This window comes from Lysobacter sp. Root983, from assembly GCF_001429345.1.
In the GTDB taxonomy this organism is placed as follows: Bacteria; Pseudomonadota; Gammaproteobacteria; order Xanthomonadales; family Xanthomonadaceae; genus Lysobacter.
Genome location: NZ_LMJO01000001.1, coordinates 1218292 through 1235816, shown reverse-complemented (window position 1 = coordinate 1235816; position 17525 = coordinate 1218292). Strand labels below are relative to the sequence as shown.

Below are 17525 nucleotides of genomic sequence, written 5' to 3'. Positions count from 1 at the left end.
AAAGGGGGAAGACAAGCAGGAGCGCGCGCTTCTTTGCAAAGGGGAAGACAATCGGGGGCGTCTGTTCCCCCCTTTGAAAAAGGGGGGCTAGGGGGGGGATTTGCTTTCGCTCCGCAGCCCTACAACGGCCCGCGTTCCCAAGGCCCCGTGATCGCCACCGTGATTCCCGTTCGCGACGGACGACGGCGCCCATGGGCGCCGTTTTCGTTTGCGCGATGGCCTAAGAGCAAATCCCCCTCAATCCCCCTTTTTCAAAGGGGGAGGCCGGTTCCCATTTGCGAGGGGAAAGCTGTTCCCCCCTTTGAAAAAGGGGGGCTAGGGGGGATTTGCTTTCGCTCCGCAGCCCTACAACGGCCCGCGTTCCCAAGGCCCCGTGATCGCCACCGTGATCCCCGTTCGCGACGGACGACGGCGCCCATGGGCGCCGTTTTCGTTTGCGCGATGGCCTAAGAGCAAATCCCCCTCGATCCCCCTTTTTCAAAGGGGGAGGCCCGTACCTGTTCCCCCCTTTGAAAAAGGGGGGCTAGGGGGGATTTGCTTTCGCTCCGCAGCCCTACAACGGCCCGCGCTCCCAAGGCCCCGTGATCGCCACCGTGATCCCCGGCGTCTGCATGTTCACGAACAAGGTGCGCGCGAACGGATCCCAGCAGGCGCCGCAGAACTCGGTGTCGCGGTAGTCGCCTTCAGGCACCGTCTTACCGGCGTCGGCGATCTGTTGCGAGGTCAGGGCGACGTTGTTCTTGGCGAAGTAGAAGGATTCGCCGGCGCGGGTCAGGCCGATCAGGCGCGCGCCCGGGCCGTATTCGTCGGGGCTTTCGCCACCGTCCTCGCACAGGATCACGCCGCCGCGCGCGCTCACGCTGACGTTGTCGGGGTTGTGCGCGGCGAGTTGGTTGCCGCTCACGAACAGCGCGCGCAGGCGTTGACTGGCCAGGTCCAGCACCCACACCGCGCCGTTGCCGCGGCCCTTGCGGCCCTGGCCGTCGACGCCGGTGCTGGTGTCGACGATGAACAGCTTGCCGTAGCTGTACCAGATGCCTTCGCCGCGGCTCATGCGCAGCGCGCCTTCGCTCCAGGCCTGGGCGAAGGTGCCGCTCAAGGTTTCGCCGGTGGAGATGTCGGGGTAGCCGGCGGGCGCGGCGATCGAATCCAGATCCGGATCCGGGATATCGACCCACTCCAGCGCGTACTCGGTGCCGATGCTGGCGACGGTGAGATCGGCGTTGCGGCGCCCGCGCACGCGCGCGGCCTGCAGGCGGCCGCCGTGCTCCAGCGAGCCGTAGCGGCCGGCGCGGTCGTTGGGAATGAAGCGATACAGGCCGGCCTTGTTGCGGTCGTCCTCGGTGAGATAAACGATGCCGGTGCGCGGATCGATCGCGACCGCCTCGTGGCTGAAACGGCCCAGGCCAATCAGGGGCCGGCCGCTGGTGCGCTCGCTGCGCGGATCCACCTCGAACACGTAGCCGTGCTTGCGGCCGGTGCTGGAGACCGCGTCGCTCTTGATCTCCTCGCAGCTCAGCCAGGTGCCCCACGGGGTCGGGCCGCCCGCGCAGTTGACCAGGGTGCCGCCCAGGCTGGGTTCCAGGCTGCCCCATTCGCCGTTGCGGTAGCTCAGGGTGGTGGTGCCGCCGCCGGCATGCTGGCCGCCGCCGAGGTCGCCGGTGTCGTACATGCCCGGGGCCTGGATCGGACTGGCCGCGCCGCGCTCGTGATTGCGGATCAGCACGTACTCGGGGCCGTGCGGACGGAAGCGCTCGGCGCCCAGACCGTGCGGACGACGTCGGCCGGGACGCACGCCGACCACGGCCATGCCGTCGTGGCGGTCGGGGCAGGGCTGGCCGTCGTCCATGCGATCACCGCTCCAACCGAAGGAGCGATAGCTGAAGCCGCGCGGCAGCTGCAGCAGCGGCAGGCCGGTACTGCGGTCGGCCACCGGGGCGAGCGGGCCGTAGCGGCTGGGGACGGGGGCAAGCCGGGTCGGGTCTTGGGCGGCGAGCGCCTGGCGCGAGTACAGCGCGCCTAGCGTGCCCATCGCGCCGATCGCCATCGCGGCGGCGCTGCCCTTGAGGACCTGGCGGCGGGAGGGATCGAAAGCATCCATGGTGCGGCTCCTGCTGGCTGGGGGAGCCTGCACGCTAGGTCGGCGCGGTAACCGTTCGATGACACCTCGGCGACATCGCGTCTGAATGCGACGCAGACGGCCTTTAGTCCGTGCCTGCGTCGCGGACCGCTACCATGTGGCGATGAAAGCGAAACTGATCGCCGTCGGCGAACGCGCGCCGCGCTGGGTCGCCGAGGGTTTCGGCGAGTACCAGAAGCGGCTCTCGCATTGGCTGCCGCTGGAACTGGTCGAAATCGAACCCGGCCTGCGCGGCAAAGGGCGCGACGCCGCGCGCGCGACCGCCGACGAAGGCGCGCGCGTGATCGCGGCCTTGCCCAAGAACGCCTGCGTGGTCGCGCTGGAAGGGCGCGGGCGGCTGTGGACCTCGGAGCAGATGGCGCAGCGCCTGGAGCATTGGCGCGGACAGGGGCGCGATCTCGCGTTCCTGATCGGCGGCCCCGAAGGCCACGCGCCGGACGTGTTGGCGCGCGCGGACGAGCAATGGTCGCTGGGCCCGCTCACGCTGCCGCATATGCTGGTGCGATTGGTCGCAGCCGAGCAGTTGTATCGCGCAGCGGCGCTGCTGGCGAATCACCCGTATCACCGCGCTTGAGCGTGGGCTTGGCTGTTGGCGCTGCGCGCTCATTTCTCGTCCCCCATATCTGCTCGTCGCCGCTCTTTGCTTGTCTCCCCTCTTTAGTAAAGAGGGGCCGGGGGAGATTTGCTTTTCGCTTTTTGGGAGGGCAGAGCAAAAGCAAATCCCCCCTAACCCCCCTTTTTCAAAGGGGGGGATTACAGCGGCGTTTTCGCTGTGGCGGGTGTTGCCTCTGCTGGTCTGCCCTCTTTGCAAAGAGGGGCCGGGGTAGATTTGCTTCTCCCAGCCTGCGCAAAAAAACGGCCCGGCCATACCGGCCCGGGCCGCCCCTCGCCAAAGGACTTAACGTTCCAGGGTAAATTCGATCGGCACCCGGCCGCGCGCCTGCACCGGCTGGCCACCTTCCATCGCCGGCTGGAAGGTCCAGCGCGACAGCACCACGCGCTTGGCGGCCTGGTCGAGCACGCGGTGGCCGCTGCTCTTGACCACGGTCACCTCGATCGGCTTGCCGTCGATGCCGACCAGGATCTCCAGCATCACCGTGCCGGTGAGTTGATTGCGCACCGCCTCGCCGGGATAGGTCGGCGGCGGGTTGTTGACCACCTGCAAAGTCACGCCGGTGAGGACCTCGCCGCGGCCGATATCGTTGCGCGCAAACACCTCCGGCTGCGGCGGGGCTTCAGGCACATAGACGCTGTCGCTTTCGATCGGGTCGACCACAGGCTGCGGCGGCGTTTCCACCATCGGCTTGGGCACGATCGTCGGGTTGGGCTTGGTCTCCTTGCGGATCTCGCGTTCGACCACCGTCGGTGGCGGAACGATCGGCTTGGGCTTGTCGCGCCAGATCACGTCGGGGACGATCACATCAGGAGCTTCGGAAAACTGCGGCGCCGACATCGGCACAAGCAGCAGCATCAGCAGCACTGCATTGACGGCGACCGCGCCCGCGGTGCCGATGATGCGGCTGGGGTCCAGTTGACGGTCGGGGTGTTCGATCGCGTGCGCCATGGAAGCTCTCCTGGAGTGGTCTGCACGAATCGAAACGGACCGGAATTGCGGGTGGGGTTAAGCGCGACGAAATTTTTTTCGGGGCGGCCACGAGGCCGGCCGGGCGGGGCGCTGGCCCGCGCGTGAGGCGCCGTCGTGCCCGCCTAGCCAGACGCGGACGACGCGGAGGGGACGCAGGCGCGGCGCCCCATTTTTTGTAAGCCCCACACAGCCGAAGGCCCGCTTGCGCGGGCCTTCGGTACGACAAAGCGGCTTGCTCAATCCTTGGACGGATCGGGCTCGGTCACCGGTTCTCGGTCCAGACCGCCCTCGTCCGGATTCGGCGGCCGCTTGGGGTGCGGCTGGCGCGCGTCGTCCGGGTTGCGCGGCTGCGGCTCCGGGTAACCGGGCGCGGGCTTGCGCGGGTCGGGGGCGGTCATGGCGCTCACTTGCCCAGCTCGAACACCACATCCAGATTGACCGACAACGCGCTTTCGCCTGGCGAGATCGAGGTGTCGGCGGCGGCGCCGGCCTTCTCCATGCGCATGGCCATCATCGGCACCGGCGGCTGAAAACCGCCGCCCTCGCTGATGCTGACGATGCGGCGCACCTTCAGCCCCAGGGTCTTGGCGTACATCTCGGCGCGCGCCTGAGCCTTTTCGACCGCGCCGCGGCGGGCCTCGTCGTAGGCCACGGCCTTGACCTTGTCGTCGATGTCGAAGGTCGGTCCGTTGATCTGGTTGGCGCCGGTGGCGACCAGGGCGTCGAGGATCTTGCCGAGCTTGGCGATGTCGCGCACGGTCAGATTGACCGTGTTGCTGGCCTGGTAACCGGTGATCACCGGCGGCTGGTTCTCGGCGTAGCGGTACTGCGGGTTGAGGTTCACGCCGCTGGTCTGGATATCGCGGTCGGCGATGCCGGCGGCCTTGATCGCGGCCACGACCTTGGCCATCTGCTCGGCGTTGGCGCGCATGGCGCTGTTGGCGTCGGCGGCCTGGGTGACCACACCGGTCGAGATCACGGCGATGTCGGGGACGCGCTTGACCTCGGACTGGGCCGAAACCGAGAGCAGCGTGCCGTCGCTGGCCACATAGGCCGGGGCGGTCTGGGCGGTGGCGGACATGGCGGTGACGGCTCCGAAGGCGAGGGTGGCGGCCAGCACCAGGGGGCGCAGGGCGAAACGGGACGGCGAGGCGTGGTGCCGGCTTGGCGAGGACGACATATTCAACTCCTGTTGAGATGGGAACTAGGGTGTTGCCGATCCAGTGAACGAATCGTGATCCACGGCGGGGTTGCTGTAACCCGCGTGGGGCGGCGCTCAGTCAGCGCGGGTTATGCTTCGCAGGATGCTCTATCTCGCCTCCAAATCGCCACGACGCCACGAATTGCTAAGCCGCCTGGGCCTGCCGTTCGGGGTGCTGGACCTCGATATCCCGGAGCATCGCCAGCCCGGCGAGCCCGCCGAGGACTACGTGCGCCGGGTCGCGCGCGAGAAGGCCGGCGCCGGTCTGCTGACCGTGGTCGCCAACCCGAGCGCGCTGGTGCTGGGCGCCGACACCGAGGTGGTGCTGGACGACGAAGTGTTCGGTAAGCCGCGCGACGGCGACGATGCCGCGGCCATGCTGCGCCGGCTGTCGGGGCGCAGCCACCGGGTGATCTCGGCGGTGTCGCTGGTCTCGCCGGCGCGCGAGTCGCAGACCGTATCGGTGTCGGACGTCGAATTCGAGGCCCTGGACGAGGCGCGCATCGCCGCCTACATCGCCAGCGACGAATGGCGGGGCAAGGCCGGCGCCTACGCCATCCAGGGCCGGGCCGAGGCCTTCGTGACCCGTTTGTCGGGCAGCTATTCCGGCGTGATGGGCCTGCCCCTGCACGAAACCGTGCGCCTGCTGCGCGAGGCCGGACTCGATGCGTGACCCGCGCGTCGGCCGCCGCGCTGCCTTCCCTCCACCGTTGACGACCCGCAGAGCGCCTTCCACGCCATGACCGAAGAAATACTCGTCAACGTCACCCCGCGCGAAACCCGAGTCGCGGTGGTCGAAAACGGCATGTTGCAGGAGCTGCACATCGAGCGCGGCTGGCGGCGCGGCGTGGTCGGCAATATCTACAAGGGCAAGGTCCAGCGGGTGATGCCGGGCATGCAGGCGGCCTTCGTCGAGATCGGCCTGGAGCGCGCCGCGTTCCTGCACGCGGCCGACATCGTCAAGCCCACCCAGGTCAGCGAAGGCGAGGGCGACCAGGCCCCGTTGCCGCCCACTCCGACCCGGCCGATCGCCGAGCTGCTGCGCGAGGGTCAGGAAATCATCGTGCAGGTGGTCAAGGACCCGATCGGCAGCAAGGGCGCGCGCCTGACCACCCAGCTCAGCATTCCCTCGCGCTACCTGGTGCTGCTGCCGCGCACGCGCGTGGTCGGGGTGTCGGCGCGCATCGAGGACGAGGCCGAGCGCCAACGCCTGAAGGCGCACGTGACCGCGCTGGCGCCGGCCGGCGAGAACCATGGCTATATCGTGCGCACCAATGCCGAAAGCCAGCCCGCCGAGGCCCTGGCCGAGGACGTGGCCTACCTGGGCCGGGCCTGGGCGCTGATCTCCGAGAAATCGCGCAGCTCGCGCGTGGGCGAGCGCGTGTACGAGGACCTGAGCCTGCCGCTACGCGCGGTGCGCGACCTGATGCGGCGCGACGTCGAGAAGGTCAAGGTGGATTCGCGCGAGACCTGCGAGCGCCTGCGCGTGTTCGCGGCCCAGTACATGCCGGGCCTGGACGAGAAGATCGAGCATTACACCGGCGCGCGTCCGATCTTCGACCTGTACGGGGTCGAGGACGAGATCCAGCGCGCCCTGGACAAGCAGGTGCCGCTGAAATCCGGCGGCTACCTGGTGATCGACCAGACCGAGGCCATGACCACGGTCGACATCAACACCGGTTCCTTCCTGGGGCAACGCAATCTGGAGGAGACCGTTTACCGGACCAATCTGGAAGCGGCGCAGTCGGTGGCCCGACAGCTGCGCCTGCGCAACCTCGGCGGCATCATCATCATCGACTTCATCGACATGACCGATGCCGAGCACAAGCGCCAGGTGCTGCGCCAGCTCGAGAAGTCGCTGGCGCGCGATCACGCCAAGACCACGGTCTACGAATTCTCGCCGCTGGGTCTGGTCGAGATGACGCGCAAGCGCACCACCGAAAGTCTGGAGCGCCAGCTCAGCGAGCCCTGCCACGAGTGCGGCGGCCGCGGCACGCTGAAGACGCCGGAGACGGTGACCTACGAAATCTTCCGCGACATCGTGCGCCAGGTCCGTCAGTTCGACGCCCCGCGGCTGCTGGTGATCGCCTCGCCGAAAGTGGTCGCGCGCATCACCGACGAAGAGTCGGCGGCGGTGGCCGAACTCGAGGAGTTCCTGGGCAAGTCGATCCGGTTCCAGCCGGACGACCAGTACGCGCAGGAGCAGTTCGATGTTGTGTTGCTTTAAAGCCGGGATTTGGGATTCGGGATTCGGGATTCGTTTGAGCGGATTCCGGCCTTGGTCTTGCCGAATCCCGAATCTCGTATCCCGAATCCCGGCGGCGCGCGGAGCGCGACGCTAATGCCCACCCCGCTGCGCCGCCGTTTGCGTTTCGCCCGCCGTAGCGTGGCCTATACGGGCGCGGTGCTGTTGGTGTTGCTGGCGGTGTTGCTGGGCGTGGCCAGTCAGATTCTGCCGATGGCGGAGCGCAATCCGGACCAGATCGCGGCGTGGTTGAGTCAGCGCGCCGGACGGCCGGTCGCGTTCGATCGGGTCGAGACCCAATGGACGCGGCGCGGTCCGCTGCTGCGTCTGGACGGATTGCGGGTCGGCGAGGGCGCGCAGGCCTTCGTGGTCGGCGATACCGAAATGCTGGTGTCGATCTACGCCGGCCTGCTGCCGGGCCATTCGTTCTCGGAGCTGCGCCTGCACGGCCTGGACCTGACCCTGGAGCGCGCCGACGACGGACGCTGGAAGGTGCGCGGCCTGCCCGGACAGGAGCAGCCGAGCAAGGACCCGCTGGCCGCGCTGGAAGGCCTGGGAGAATTGCAGGTGATCGACGGCAAGCTGGCGGTGATCGCGCCCAAGCTCGGCGTGGACGCGCGCATTCCCAAGATCAATCTGCGCCTGCGCGTGGACGGCGACCGCGTGCGCGCGGGCCTGCGCGCCTGGCCCAGCGTCGGCGTCGCCGGCGCGCCGGCGTCGCCCTTGGACGCGGCCCTGGATTTCGATCGCAAGCGCGGCGACGGCCGCGCCTATGCCGGCGCGCGCCGCGCCGATCTCAGCGCCTGGGCGGCGCTGCTGCAGGTCGCCGGCATCGGCGCCGAGAGCGGGCAGGGCCGCGCCGAGGCCTGGGCCGAGCTGCGCGGTCACCGCGTCGCCATGGTCACCGTCGACGCCGCTCTGGAACGGCTCGCCTTGCGCGGCGCGCCGCTGGGCGATGGCGACGACGCGGTGCCGCGGATCCGTTTCGACAGCGTCGAGACGCGCGCGCGCTGGCGCCTGGACGAGGGCGGTTGGCGCTTCGACGCGCCGCGTCTGCGCATCGGCGGCGGCGCCAAACAACAGGTGCTGGACGGCCTGGCGATCGCCGGCGGTCGGCGTTACGCCCTGCTCGCCGATCGCATCGACGCCGGCCCCTTGTTGCAGGCCGCCGCGCTCAGCGACCGCGTGCCTGCCGGCCTGCGCCGCTGGTTGCACCAGACTCGGCCGCAGCTGTCGCTGCAGCGCATCTCGCTGTCCGGCCGTCGCGACGGTCCGCTGCGCGCGAGCGCGCGCATCGACGGCCTCGGCTTCGCCGCGGTCGGCACCGCGCCGGGCCTGAGCGGTCTGTCGGGCGATATCGAAGGCGACGCCGACGGTTTCAGCCTGCGCCTGGACCAGGCCTCGCCGATGCGCTTCGACTGGCCGTCGGGTTTCGGCGTGGCCCACACCGTGAGCCTGGACGGCACGGTCGCCGGTTGGCGCGAAGGCGCGGGCTGGCGCATCGGCACGCACGCGCTGACGATCAAGGGCGAGGGTTTCGGCGCGCGCGCGCGCGGGGGCATGTGGTGGCAGGGCGACGGCACGCGGCCGTGGATCGACATCGCCGCCGACCTGGACGAAGCCGCGGTGCCGGTGGCCAAGGGTTTCTGGGTCCGCCACAGCATGTCGCCGAACCTGGTGCGCTGGCTGGACTCGGCCCTGATCGGCGGCAGCGTGCGCAACGGTCACGCGATCGTGTCCGGCGATCTCGACGACTGGCCGTTCCGCGACCGCAACGGCCGTTTCGAGGCGACCGCGAAACTGCACCAGGCGGTGGTCAAGTTCCAGCCCGAATGGCCGGCGGCCGAAGGCCTGGACGCGGACGTGGCCTTCATCGCCGACGGCTTCAGCGTCGATGGCGTCGGCAAACTCGCCGGCGTCGGCATCCAGAAAATCCACGCCGGCATCGATCACTACAAGGACGGCACGCTTAACGTGCAGGCGCAGGCCGCGTCCGACGCCGCGCAATTGCTGACCCTGCTGCGCCAGAGTCCGCTGCAGAAGCAGCACGCCGACACCTTCGCCAATCTCAGCGCCAGCGGCCCGGCCCAGGTCGCGTTCGACATGAAGCTGCCGCTCAAGCCGGGCAGCGTCACCGCGATTTCGGGCTCGGTCGATCTGGGCGGGGCCAAGCTTGCCGATGCGCGCTGGAAACTCGCCTTCGACGAAGTGCGCGGCCGCGCCGAGTACGCACGCGGCGGCTTCGGCGCCAACGATCTGTCGGTGCGTCACGAAGGCCAGCCCGGCAAGCTCTCGCTGCGCGCGGGCGACTACGTGCGCGATCGCGGCAACGTCTTCGAAGCCGGGCTCGATGCCAGCGTCGGCGCGCAGTCGCTGATCGAGCGCGCGCCGGAACTGGGCTGGCTCAAGCCCTATCTGGACGGGCGCTCCAACTGGACCATCGGTATCGCCATTCCGATGGCGCAGGCCGGCGTCGCCCCGCCGACCCTGCTGCAATTGCACTCCAACCTGGTCGGCACCGCGCTGGAGCTGCCGGCGCCGTTGCGCAAGCCGGCCGCGGGCAGCCTGGCGACCACGGTGGAAACGCCCTTGCCGGTGGGCAGCGGCGACATCCGGGTCGGGTTCGGCAACGTGATGGCGCTGCGCGCGCGCACCGTCAATGGCCGCACCGGCGTGCGGGTCGCCCTGGGCGCCACCCGCGTGGACGAAGCGCCGCCCGCGCAGGGCCTGATCGCGAGCGGCCGCACCGTCAACCTGGACGCGATCGAATGGCTCGCGTTCGCCGAAGGCGGCAAGCAGGGCGAAGGCGAGGGCCTGCCCTTGCAGCGCATCGACGTCACCGCGCAGAAGCTGCAACTGCTGGGCGGCGTGTTCGCCGACACGCGCCTGGTGGTGGCGCCGGCCCCGCGCGGCGCCACCGCGGTGCGCGTCGAAGGCCCGTCGCTGGAGGGGGCGGTGCTGGCGCCGGCCGATCCGGCCGCGCCGCTGGCCGGCAAGTTCGAGCGCGTGTACTGGCGCGCGCCGGCCGCGTCGGCCTCCGGCAACGCCAGCGCGATCAACGCGCTGACCGCGGCGCCCGCGAATCCGGCGCCGGCCGCCGGCGCCGTCGACAACGGCTTCGATCCGGCCAAGGTGCCGCCGCTGACCATCGACATCGCCGACCTGCGCCTGGGCGATGCGCGCATGGGCAGCGCGCGCGTGCGCACCCGTCCGACCGCGACCGGCATGCGCCTGGAGCAGATCCAGACCCGCGGCGACAAGCAGGCCATCGACCTCAGCGGCGACTGGAACGGCCGCGGCGCGGCCGCGCGCACGCGCCTGACCATGAACATCGACAGCGGCGACACCGGCGCGCTGCTCACCGGTTTCGGCTTCGGCGGCCTGGTCGCCGGCGGCAAGGCCAAGATCCGTTTCGATGCCGGTTGGCCCGGCAGCCCGGCCGCGTTCGCGCTGGGCTCGCTGGACGGCGGTCTGAGCTTGGACGTGCGCGACGGGCGTTTGCTCGAGGTCGAACCCGGCACCGGGCGCGTGATCGGCCTGCTCAGCATCGCCCAGTTACCGCGGCGGTTGGGCCTGGATTTCCGCGACCTGTTCTCCAAGGGCTTCGCTTTCAACCGCGTCGGCGGGCATATCGCGATCGGCGCCGGCAGCGCGCGCAGCGACGACCTGGTCATGGACGGCCCGGCCGCGACCGTGAACATCCGCGGCTCCACCAACCTGCGCGCGCAGAGCTACGACCAGACCATCGAGGTCCGGCCCAAGACCGGCAACCTGCTGACCGCGGTCGGCGCGATCGCGGCCGGCCCGGTCGGCGCGGCGATCGGCGCGGCCGCCGGCACCGTGCTGCAGAAGCCGCTGAGCCAGATCGGCGCCAAGACCTACCGGGTGACCGGCCCCTGGAAGGAGCCCAAGGTCGAGGTGATGACCCGCGAGCAGACCCGCAATGCCGGGCGCGAGGCGCCTCCCGCGGGTTAGGCGGCCCGCGCACGATCGCGGCCCATTGCCGCTTTGCGTGGCAAAGCCGCCCGCAAGCGCGGAGCGACACGCCCCGCCGCGGTAGAAACCCACGGTTGAAGCCATGCCGCCCAGGCTCCATCTTCTTACTAGCCCCAACCGCCCGGCCGCCGCCCAGGCCACGCCGGCGTCGGTTGGTTAGCATGTCCCTTTCGCCGCCCCCGGATCCCCCATGACGCTGCCCCTGCAACTCGCCGAAACCCGTCTGCTGCTGCCCGCCGGTCTGGACGCCAGCGGCCTGGAACGCACCTTCGGCACCCTGCTCGGGCCGGGCGTGGATTTCGGCGATCTGTATTTCCAGCACGGCCGCCGCGAGAGCTGGACGGTCGAGGACGGCATCGTTAAGGACGGTTCGCATTCGATCGAGCAGGGCGTGGGCGTGCGCGCGATCAGCGGCGAGAAGACCGGCTTCGCCTATTCCGACGAAATCAACGGCGACGCCTTGCTGGCGGCGTCCAAATCCGCGCGCGCGATCGCCCGCGACGGCGCCGCGCACAGCGCGCGCGCGCTGGTGCGTGGCGGCGGCCGTTCGCTGTATCCGGCTGAGGATCCGATCGACGGCATCGGCAACGAAGACAAGGTCGAGCAGTTGCGCCGTCTGGATCAGCTGGTGCGCGCCGCCGACCCGCGCGTGCAGCAGGTCACCGTCAGCCTGTCCGGTGGCGTCGACACCATCCTGGTCGCGCGCAGCGACGGCGTGCTCGCCGCCGACGTGCGTCCGCTGGTGCGCTTGAACGTGCAAGTGTTGGTCGAACATAACGGCCGCCGCGAAAGCGGCTACGCCGGCGGCGGCGGACGCTACGGCTACGCCGAGCTGTTCGCCGGCGGCAAGCCCGAGGCGCTGGCGCGCGAAGCGCTGCGCCAGGCGTTGGTGAACCTGGAGGCGATCGACGCGCCGGCCGGGGTGATGCCGGTGGTGCTGGGCAGCGGTTGGCCGGGCGTGCTGCTGCACGAAGCGGTCGGCCACGGCCTGGAAGGCGACTTCAACCGCAAGGGCACCTCGACCTACGCCGGCCGCATGGGCCAGCGCGTGGCCTCGCCCGGCGTGACCATCGTCGACGACGGCACCCTGCCGGGCCGGCGCGGCTCGCTCAACATCGACGACGAAGGCACGCCGACCAACTGCACGACCCTGATCGAGGACGGCGTGCTGGTCGGTTACATGCAGGACACCCTCAACGCGCGCCTGATGGGCATGGCGCCGACCGGCAACGGCCGCCGCGAATCCTTCGCCCATCTGCCGATGCCGCGCATGACCAATACCTACATGCTCGCCGGTCAGCACGACCCGGAAGAGATGATCCGTTCGGTCAAAAAGGGCCTGTACGCGGTCAATTTCGGCGGCGGCCAGGTCGACATCACCAGCGGCAAGTACGTGTTCTCGGCCACCGAGGCCTACCTGATCGAGGACGGCAGGATCACCGCGCCGGTCAAGGGCGCGACCCTGATCGGCAACGGCCCGGAAACCATGCAGAAGGTGCGCATGATCGGCCACGACCTGGCCCTGGACGAGGGCGTGGGCGTGTGCGGCAAGGACGGGCAGAGCGTACCGGTGGGCGTGGGGCAACCGTCGCTGCTGATCGAAGGGCTGACGGTGGGCGGCACGCAGTCGTGAGTAGCGCTATGGGATACCGCGCGCATCGTCCAGGGCGCGCAGGTAACGCAACCATCGGCGCGGCGTGCCGTAATGGCGGTGCGTCGCCTGCGCTTGTTGCACCAGCCGCTTGAGCGCTTTCTTGTCCGCCGCTGGGTATTACAACCCGAAGGCCTCGATGACCTCGATTCCGGTGTCCAGGAAGCGGGCGCGCCAGGCTTCGATGCGGCGCAATTGTTCGAAAATCGCCATGGCGGCGCCTGTGTCGGCTGGTTCGAGACGGGGTTTATTCGGCCTCGTCGTCGTCGTCGCCGCCGGCATCGTTGCCGCCCATCATCACCGCGCGCAGTTCGCGGTAGAGCTCGCGGAACGAGTGCGGCGGTTTGTTGCGCTTGCGCTCTTCCAGGGTGTTGCGCACGAGCTGGCGCAGGCGCTGGCGATCCGCCTGCGGGTGTTCGTCGATCAGTTCGGCCAGCTCTGCGTCGCCGCCTTCGAGCAGGCGGTCGCGCCAGGACTCGGCGCGGTGCATGGCCGCGACCTCGCGTCGGCCGGCCTCGCCGTTGACGTCGAGCGCGTCGCGGATCGCTTCCAGCGTGGCGTCGTCCTCGCGCCGCATCTGCTTGGCCAGGTAGGCCAGCTGGCGCTTGTGGGCGATGTGCGCGGTGATGCGCCGGCATTCGCGGATATGCGGCAGCAGGCCCTCCGGGATCGGCAGCCGCGCCAGCTGGGCGTCGGTCAGCTTGGACAACTGTTCGCCCAGGGACAGCACTTCCAGCGCCTCGCGCCGGTTCTGGCTGCGGCTGGGGCTGAAAAATTCGCCGGTTTCGTCGTCTCTGCCGCGCATCGCTACCACCTCTCCTACCGTCAAACCGAATCGAAATCCCGCGACGCCACGGCGTCACGGCAGCTAAGGATAAGACATTGAACGCAGTCGCCCTCCGTCAGACCGCTCCGGCCCACGTCATCACCGATCCGGAGGCGCGCCTGGACGCTCTGTCCGGCTTGTCCCAGCGCCTGCTCGAGGCCGCGCGCGCGCGCGGCGCCAGCCAGGCCGAGGTCTCGTGCTCGGAAGAGGCGGGCCTGAACGTGAACGTGCGCATGGGCGAGGTCGAGACCGTCGAGGCCACCCGCGACCGCGGTATCGCGATCACCGTCTATTTCGGCCGCCGCAAGGGCAGCGCCAGCACCGCCGACCTGCGCGACGACAGCCTGGAGGCCACCGTCGAGCAGGCCTGCGCGATCGCGCGCTACACCGAGGACGACCCCGCCGCGGGTCTCGCCGACGCCGAATTGATGGCCCCCGCCCAGGACCAGGGCGGCTGGCGCGCGTTCGACAGCTGGCATCCGTGGATGCTGGAGGCCGACCGCGCGGTCGATCTGGCCCTGGCCTGCGAGGCCGCCGGCCGCGAGTTCGATGCGCGGGTGGAGAACTCCGACGGCGCCTCGATCGGCACCGGCGCCAGCCTGGGCGTGTACGCCAATTCGCACGGCTTCATCGGCCGCGAGGGCAGCACCCAGCACAGCCTGAGCTGCGCCCTGATCGCCGGCCGCGGCGAGGCTATGCAGCGCGACGGCTGGTACAGCATCGCCCTGGCCGAGAACGACCTGGAAACGACCTCCGCGATCGGCCGACATGCCGCGCAACGCGCGGTGTCGCGCCTGGCGCCACGGCAGATCGCGACCGGCGAGTACCCGGTGTTGTACGCGGCCGAATCGGCCCGTTCCCTGATCGGCCACCTGCTCGGCGCGGTGTCGGGCGGCGCGCTGTACCGGCGCGCGAGCTTCCTGTTGGATTCCGTCGGCACCCGCCTGTTTCCGGAGTGGTTCTCGATCCGCGAGCGGCCGTTCCTGCAGCGCGGCTTCCGCTCCAGCGCCTTCGACGCCGAGGGCGTGGCCACGCGCGAATCGGCGCTGGTGAGCGACGGCGTACTGCAGCGCTACATCCTGGGCAGCTATTCGGCGCGCAAGCTCGGTCTGCAGAGCACCGCCAACGCCGGCGGCGTGCATAACCTGGAGGTCGCCGCCAACGCCGGCGATTTCGAAGCGATGCTGCGCGGCATGGGGCGCGGCCTGCTGGTGACCGAACTGATGGGGCAGGGCGTGAACACGGTGACCGGCGATTACTCGCGCGGCGCGGCCGGCTACTGGGTCGAGCACGGCCAGATCCAGCATCCGGTCGACGGCATCACCATCGCCGGCAATCTCAAGCGCATGTTCGAGGCCATCGAGGCGGTCGGCAGCGACGTCGATCCGCGTTCGCACCTGCACACCGGTTCGATCCTGGTCGGGCGCATGACCGTCGCCGGCGACGCCGGCGAGGGCTGAGCCCGACGCCGACGCCGGCTTGTCATCCCGACCGGTCATGCTGCGCCAGCGCAGCCGCCTGGCCGTTGCCGGGCGGCGCTTGCGTTGCTACGAAGGTCGCGCCCTGCGGACCGTGCGCCGCCGTCCTTGACAGCGGTGGCTACGCGGCTGAGAGTGGGCCGGCTGGGGCGACCGTACGGTCGTCGCCAATGCCATCCAAACGGGAACTGGAAAGGGGAAACAAGGAATGAGCGATATCAACGAATCATCGGCCGACGGCAACTCCGAAGACCGCACCCTGGCGCTGATCACCCATCTGTCGGCCATCGTGGCTGGCTTCGTGGTCCCGCTGATCATCTGGTTGATCAACAAGGACAAGCCGGAGAAGTCGTTCCTGATCGATCAGGCGAAGGAAGCGTTGAACTTCAACATCACGCTGCTGATCGTCTATGTGATCTTGACCGTGGTCATCACGATCCTCACGATCGTCACGCTGGGTCTGGGTAGCGTTCTGTCGATCCTGATCTGGCTGGTCTGGCTGGGTTCGATCGTGCTGTTCATCATCGGCGGCATCAAGGCCAACAACGGTGAGCGTTATCGCTATCCGTTCGCGCTGCGCCTGATCAAGTAATCGATCGCGCAAACGTAGTGCCCGACGGGCCCGGCATTGCCGGGCCCGTTGCGTTTTGGGTACAGGTCGGTTCACCCGTTTGTTGTCGGCGGCAAGGCGCCGCAGGCCAAACATAAGGCTGCGCTATGAGCTCTTGCTCGTCATCCCCGCGAAAGCGGGGATCCAGTGACTTTAGATAGTCGCCGAAACCGCGACGCTACTCGCCCGTAGGATGCGGTGACCCCTAGGCGAACCGCATCGTCGCGGGGCTCCGGGTTGTCGCTGCGCTATGAGCTCTWGCTCGTCATCCCCGCGAAAGCGGGGATCCAGTGACTTTAGACAGTGGCCGAAACCGCGACGCTACTCGCCCGTAGGATGCGGTGAGCCCTAGGCGAACCGCATCGTCGCGGGRCTTMGGGTTGTCGCTGCGCTATGAGCTCTTGCTCGTCATCCCCGCGAAAGCGGGGATCSAGTGACTTTAGACAGTGGCCGAAACTGCGACGCTACTCGCCCGTAAGATGCGGTGAGCCTTAGGCGAACCGCATCGTCGCGGGGCTCCGAATGGTCGCGATGATGCGGTTATCACCGCATCCTACGAGGCGCGCTCCGAGCGGGCGCCGCGGATTTTTGGGGCGGACCACATTGCCGTGTGGCGCACGCGGTCGCGCGAGCGTCGCTCGCGCGAGTCAATGATCGCGTCGCGCCGCGAACTCGCCCAGTTCGGTCAGCGCCACGCCCTTGGCGCCGAAGGGTGCCAGCGCGGTGTGCATGGTTTCCAGCAGCGCGTCCAGGCGCGCGCGCGACCCGTCCAGGCCGATCAGGGCGGGGAAGGTCGCTTTGTCCTGGGCGGCGTCCTTGCCGGCGGTCTTGCCCAGCGTGGCGCTGCTGCCTTCGACGTCGAGAATGTCGTCGCGGACCTGGAAAGCCAAGCCCAAGGCCTGCGCGTAGCGGTCCAGGGCGTCCAGCGCCGCCGCATCGGCACCACCGCAGAGCGCGCCCATGCGCACTGCGGCGCGGATCAGGGCGCCGGTCTTGAGCGCGTGCAGACGTTCCAGCGCGGACAGGTCCAGCGCCGCGCCGGTGCCGGTGGCGGCGATGTCCAGGGCCTGGCCGCCGCACATGCCCGAAGCGCCGGCGGCCTCGGCCAGGCTGCGCAGCAGGGCCACGCGTACGCCGTCGCCAGCCGCGGTCTCGGCCAGCACGCTGAAGGCCAGCGACTGCAGCGCGTCGCCGGCCAGGATCGCGGTGGCTTCGTCGTAGGCCACGTGCACGGTCGGTTGGCCACGGCGCAGGGCGTCGTCGTCCATGGCGGGCAGATCGTCGTGGACCAGCGAATAGGCGTGGATCAGTTCGACCGCGGCCGCGGGCGCGTCCAGCGCGGCCTCGTCGGCATCGAACAGCGCGCCGGCCGCGTAGACCAACAGCGGGCGCAGACGCTTGCCGCCCAGCAGCACCGCATGGCGCATGGCCGCGTGCAGCGCCTGCGGCGAGGCGTTCGGGGCGGGCAGCGCGCGTGCGAGCGCGGCGTCGGCGCGTTCGCGCCAGACGGCCAGGCGCGGATCACGCATCGGAGGCGTTGGGCGAGCCGGAATAGGGTTCGGCGCTGGCCGGGTCCTGCGGGTCGCTGAGCAAGCGTACGCGCAGCTCGGCCTGTTCCAGCGCGGTCTGGCAGCGGCGGTATAGGCCCACGCCGCGTTCGTAGGCGGCGAGCGAATCTTCCAGGCTCATCTCGCCGTGTTCCATCTTCTCGACCAACTGTTCGAGCGCGTCCAGCGACTGCTCGAAATCGGTCACGGGCGAGGGCTCGTTGGCGGCTTTACGTGGCATGCGAC

General features: G+C 69.4%; 14 protein-coding genes. 7 read left to right on the top strand and 7 right to left on the bottom strand.

What is annotated here, in order from left to right:
* Positions 1 to 553 precede the first annotated feature (553 nt).
* The gene (locus ASE43_RS05225; protein ID WP_057159660.1) at positions 554 to 2101 is read right to left on the bottom strand and encodes an alkaline phosphatase PhoX; all 1548 of its coding nucleotides are present in this window, start codon (positions 2099 to 2101) and stop codon (positions 554 to 556) included.
* Positions 2102 to 2243: 142 nt separating this feature from the next.
* Between ASE43_RS05225 and rlmH the strand changes: the two genes are divergently transcribed.
* On the top strand, positions 2244 to 2714 hold the full coding sequence (rlmH, locus tag ASE43_RS05220; protein WP_056176196.1) for a 23S rRNA (pseudouridine(1915)-N(3))-methyltransferase RlmH: 471 nt from the start codon (positions 2244 to 2246) through the stop codon (positions 2712 to 2714).
* Positions 2715 to 3038: 324 nt separating this feature from the next.
* Here rlmH and ASE43_RS05215 read toward each other — a convergent pair whose 3' ends face one another.
* The 3 genes from ASE43_RS05215 to ASE43_RS05210 form a co-directional block, all read right to left on the bottom strand.
* Entirely contained in the window at positions 3039 to 3704 is a 666-nt protein-coding gene (locus ASE43_RS05215) for an energy transducer TonB (protein ID WP_056176192.1), read from the bottom strand.
* Positions 3705 to 3961: 257 nt separating this feature from the next.
* Positions 3962 to 4123, bottom strand: coding sequence for a hypothetical protein (locus ASE43_RS21675; protein WP_157489549.1), 162 nt, complete (start codon positions 4121 to 4123; stop codon positions 3962 to 3964).
* A gap of 5 nt (positions 4124 to 4128) precedes the next feature.
* Positions 4129 to 4905 (bottom strand): SIMPL domain-containing protein, encoded by a 777-nt coding sequence (locus ASE43_RS05210; protein WP_057159879.1) that lies wholly within the window; start codon positions 4903 to 4905, stop codon positions 4129 to 4131.
* Between the two features lie 124 nt (positions 4906 to 5029).
* Between ASE43_RS05210 and ASE43_RS05205 the strand changes: the two genes are divergently transcribed.
* The 4 genes from ASE43_RS05205 to tldD all read left to right on the top strand — a co-directional run bounded on the left by ASE43_RS05205 (position 5030) and on the right by tldD (position 12800).
* On the top strand, positions 5030 to 5599 hold the full coding sequence (locus ASE43_RS05205; protein ID WP_056176186.1) for a Maf family protein: 570 nt from the start codon (positions 5030 to 5032) through the stop codon (positions 5597 to 5599).
* A gap of 66 nt (positions 5600 to 5665) precedes the next feature.
* A complete protein-coding gene (rng, locus tag ASE43_RS05200; protein WP_056176183.1) occupies positions 5666 to 7153 on the top strand; it encodes a ribonuclease G in 1488 nt (495 codons plus the stop codon).
* A 114-nt stretch (positions 7154 to 7267) separates the two neighbouring features.
* Positions 7268 to 11146: a YhdP family protein gene (locus tag ASE43_RS05195; RefSeq protein WP_057159659.1), complete on the top strand. Its 3879-nt coding sequence runs from the start codon at positions 7268 to 7270 to the stop codon at positions 11144 to 11146.
* 211 nt (positions 11147 to 11357) lie between these two features.
* Complete coding sequence (gene tldD / locus ASE43_RS05190; protein WP_056176176.1) at positions 11358 to 12800, top strand: metalloprotease TldD; 1443 nt, start codon at positions 11358 to 11360, stop codon at positions 12798 to 12800.
* 265 nt (positions 12801 to 13065) lie between these two features.
* On the opposite strand, the gene yjgA is transcribed toward tldD, so the two are convergent.
* Positions 13066 to 13623, bottom strand: coding sequence for a ribosome biogenesis factor YjgA (gene yjgA, locus ASE43_RS05185; RefSeq protein WP_057159658.1), 558 nt, complete (start codon positions 13621 to 13623; stop codon positions 13066 to 13068).
* Between the two features lie 119 nt (positions 13624 to 13742).
* Between yjgA and pmbA the strand changes: the two genes are divergently transcribed.
* The gene (gene pmbA / locus ASE43_RS05180; RefSeq protein WP_157499686.1) at positions 13743 to 15104 is read left to right on the top strand and encodes a metalloprotease PmbA; all 1362 of its coding nucleotides are present in this window, start codon (positions 13743 to 13745) and stop codon (positions 15102 to 15104) included.
* Between the two features lie 226 nt (positions 15105 to 15330).
* Positions 15331 to 15714: a DUF4870 domain-containing protein gene (locus ASE43_RS05175; RefSeq protein WP_056176167.1), complete on the top strand. Its 384-nt coding sequence runs from the start codon at positions 15331 to 15333 to the stop codon at positions 15712 to 15714.
* 665 nt (positions 15715 to 16379) lie between these two features.
* On the opposite strand, the gene ASE43_RS05170 is transcribed toward ASE43_RS05175, so the two are convergent.
* Together ASE43_RS05170 and ASE43_RS05165 are read right to left on the bottom strand one after the other, a co-directional pair.
* Complete coding sequence (locus tag ASE43_RS05170; protein ID WP_057159656.1) at positions 16380 to 17261, bottom strand: farnesyl diphosphate synthase; 882 nt, start codon at positions 17259 to 17261, stop codon at positions 16380 to 16382.
* Positions 17254 to 17520 carry an exodeoxyribonuclease VII small subunit gene (locus ASE43_RS05165; protein ID WP_056176161.1) on the bottom strand — a complete coding sequence of 89 codons (267 nt, stop codon included), beginning with the start codon at positions 17518 to 17520 and terminating at the stop codon, positions 17254 to 17256. Before ASE43_RS05165 ends, ASE43_RS05170 begins: the two co-directional genes overlap by 8 nt.
* Positions 17521 to 17525 lie beyond the last annotated feature (5 nt).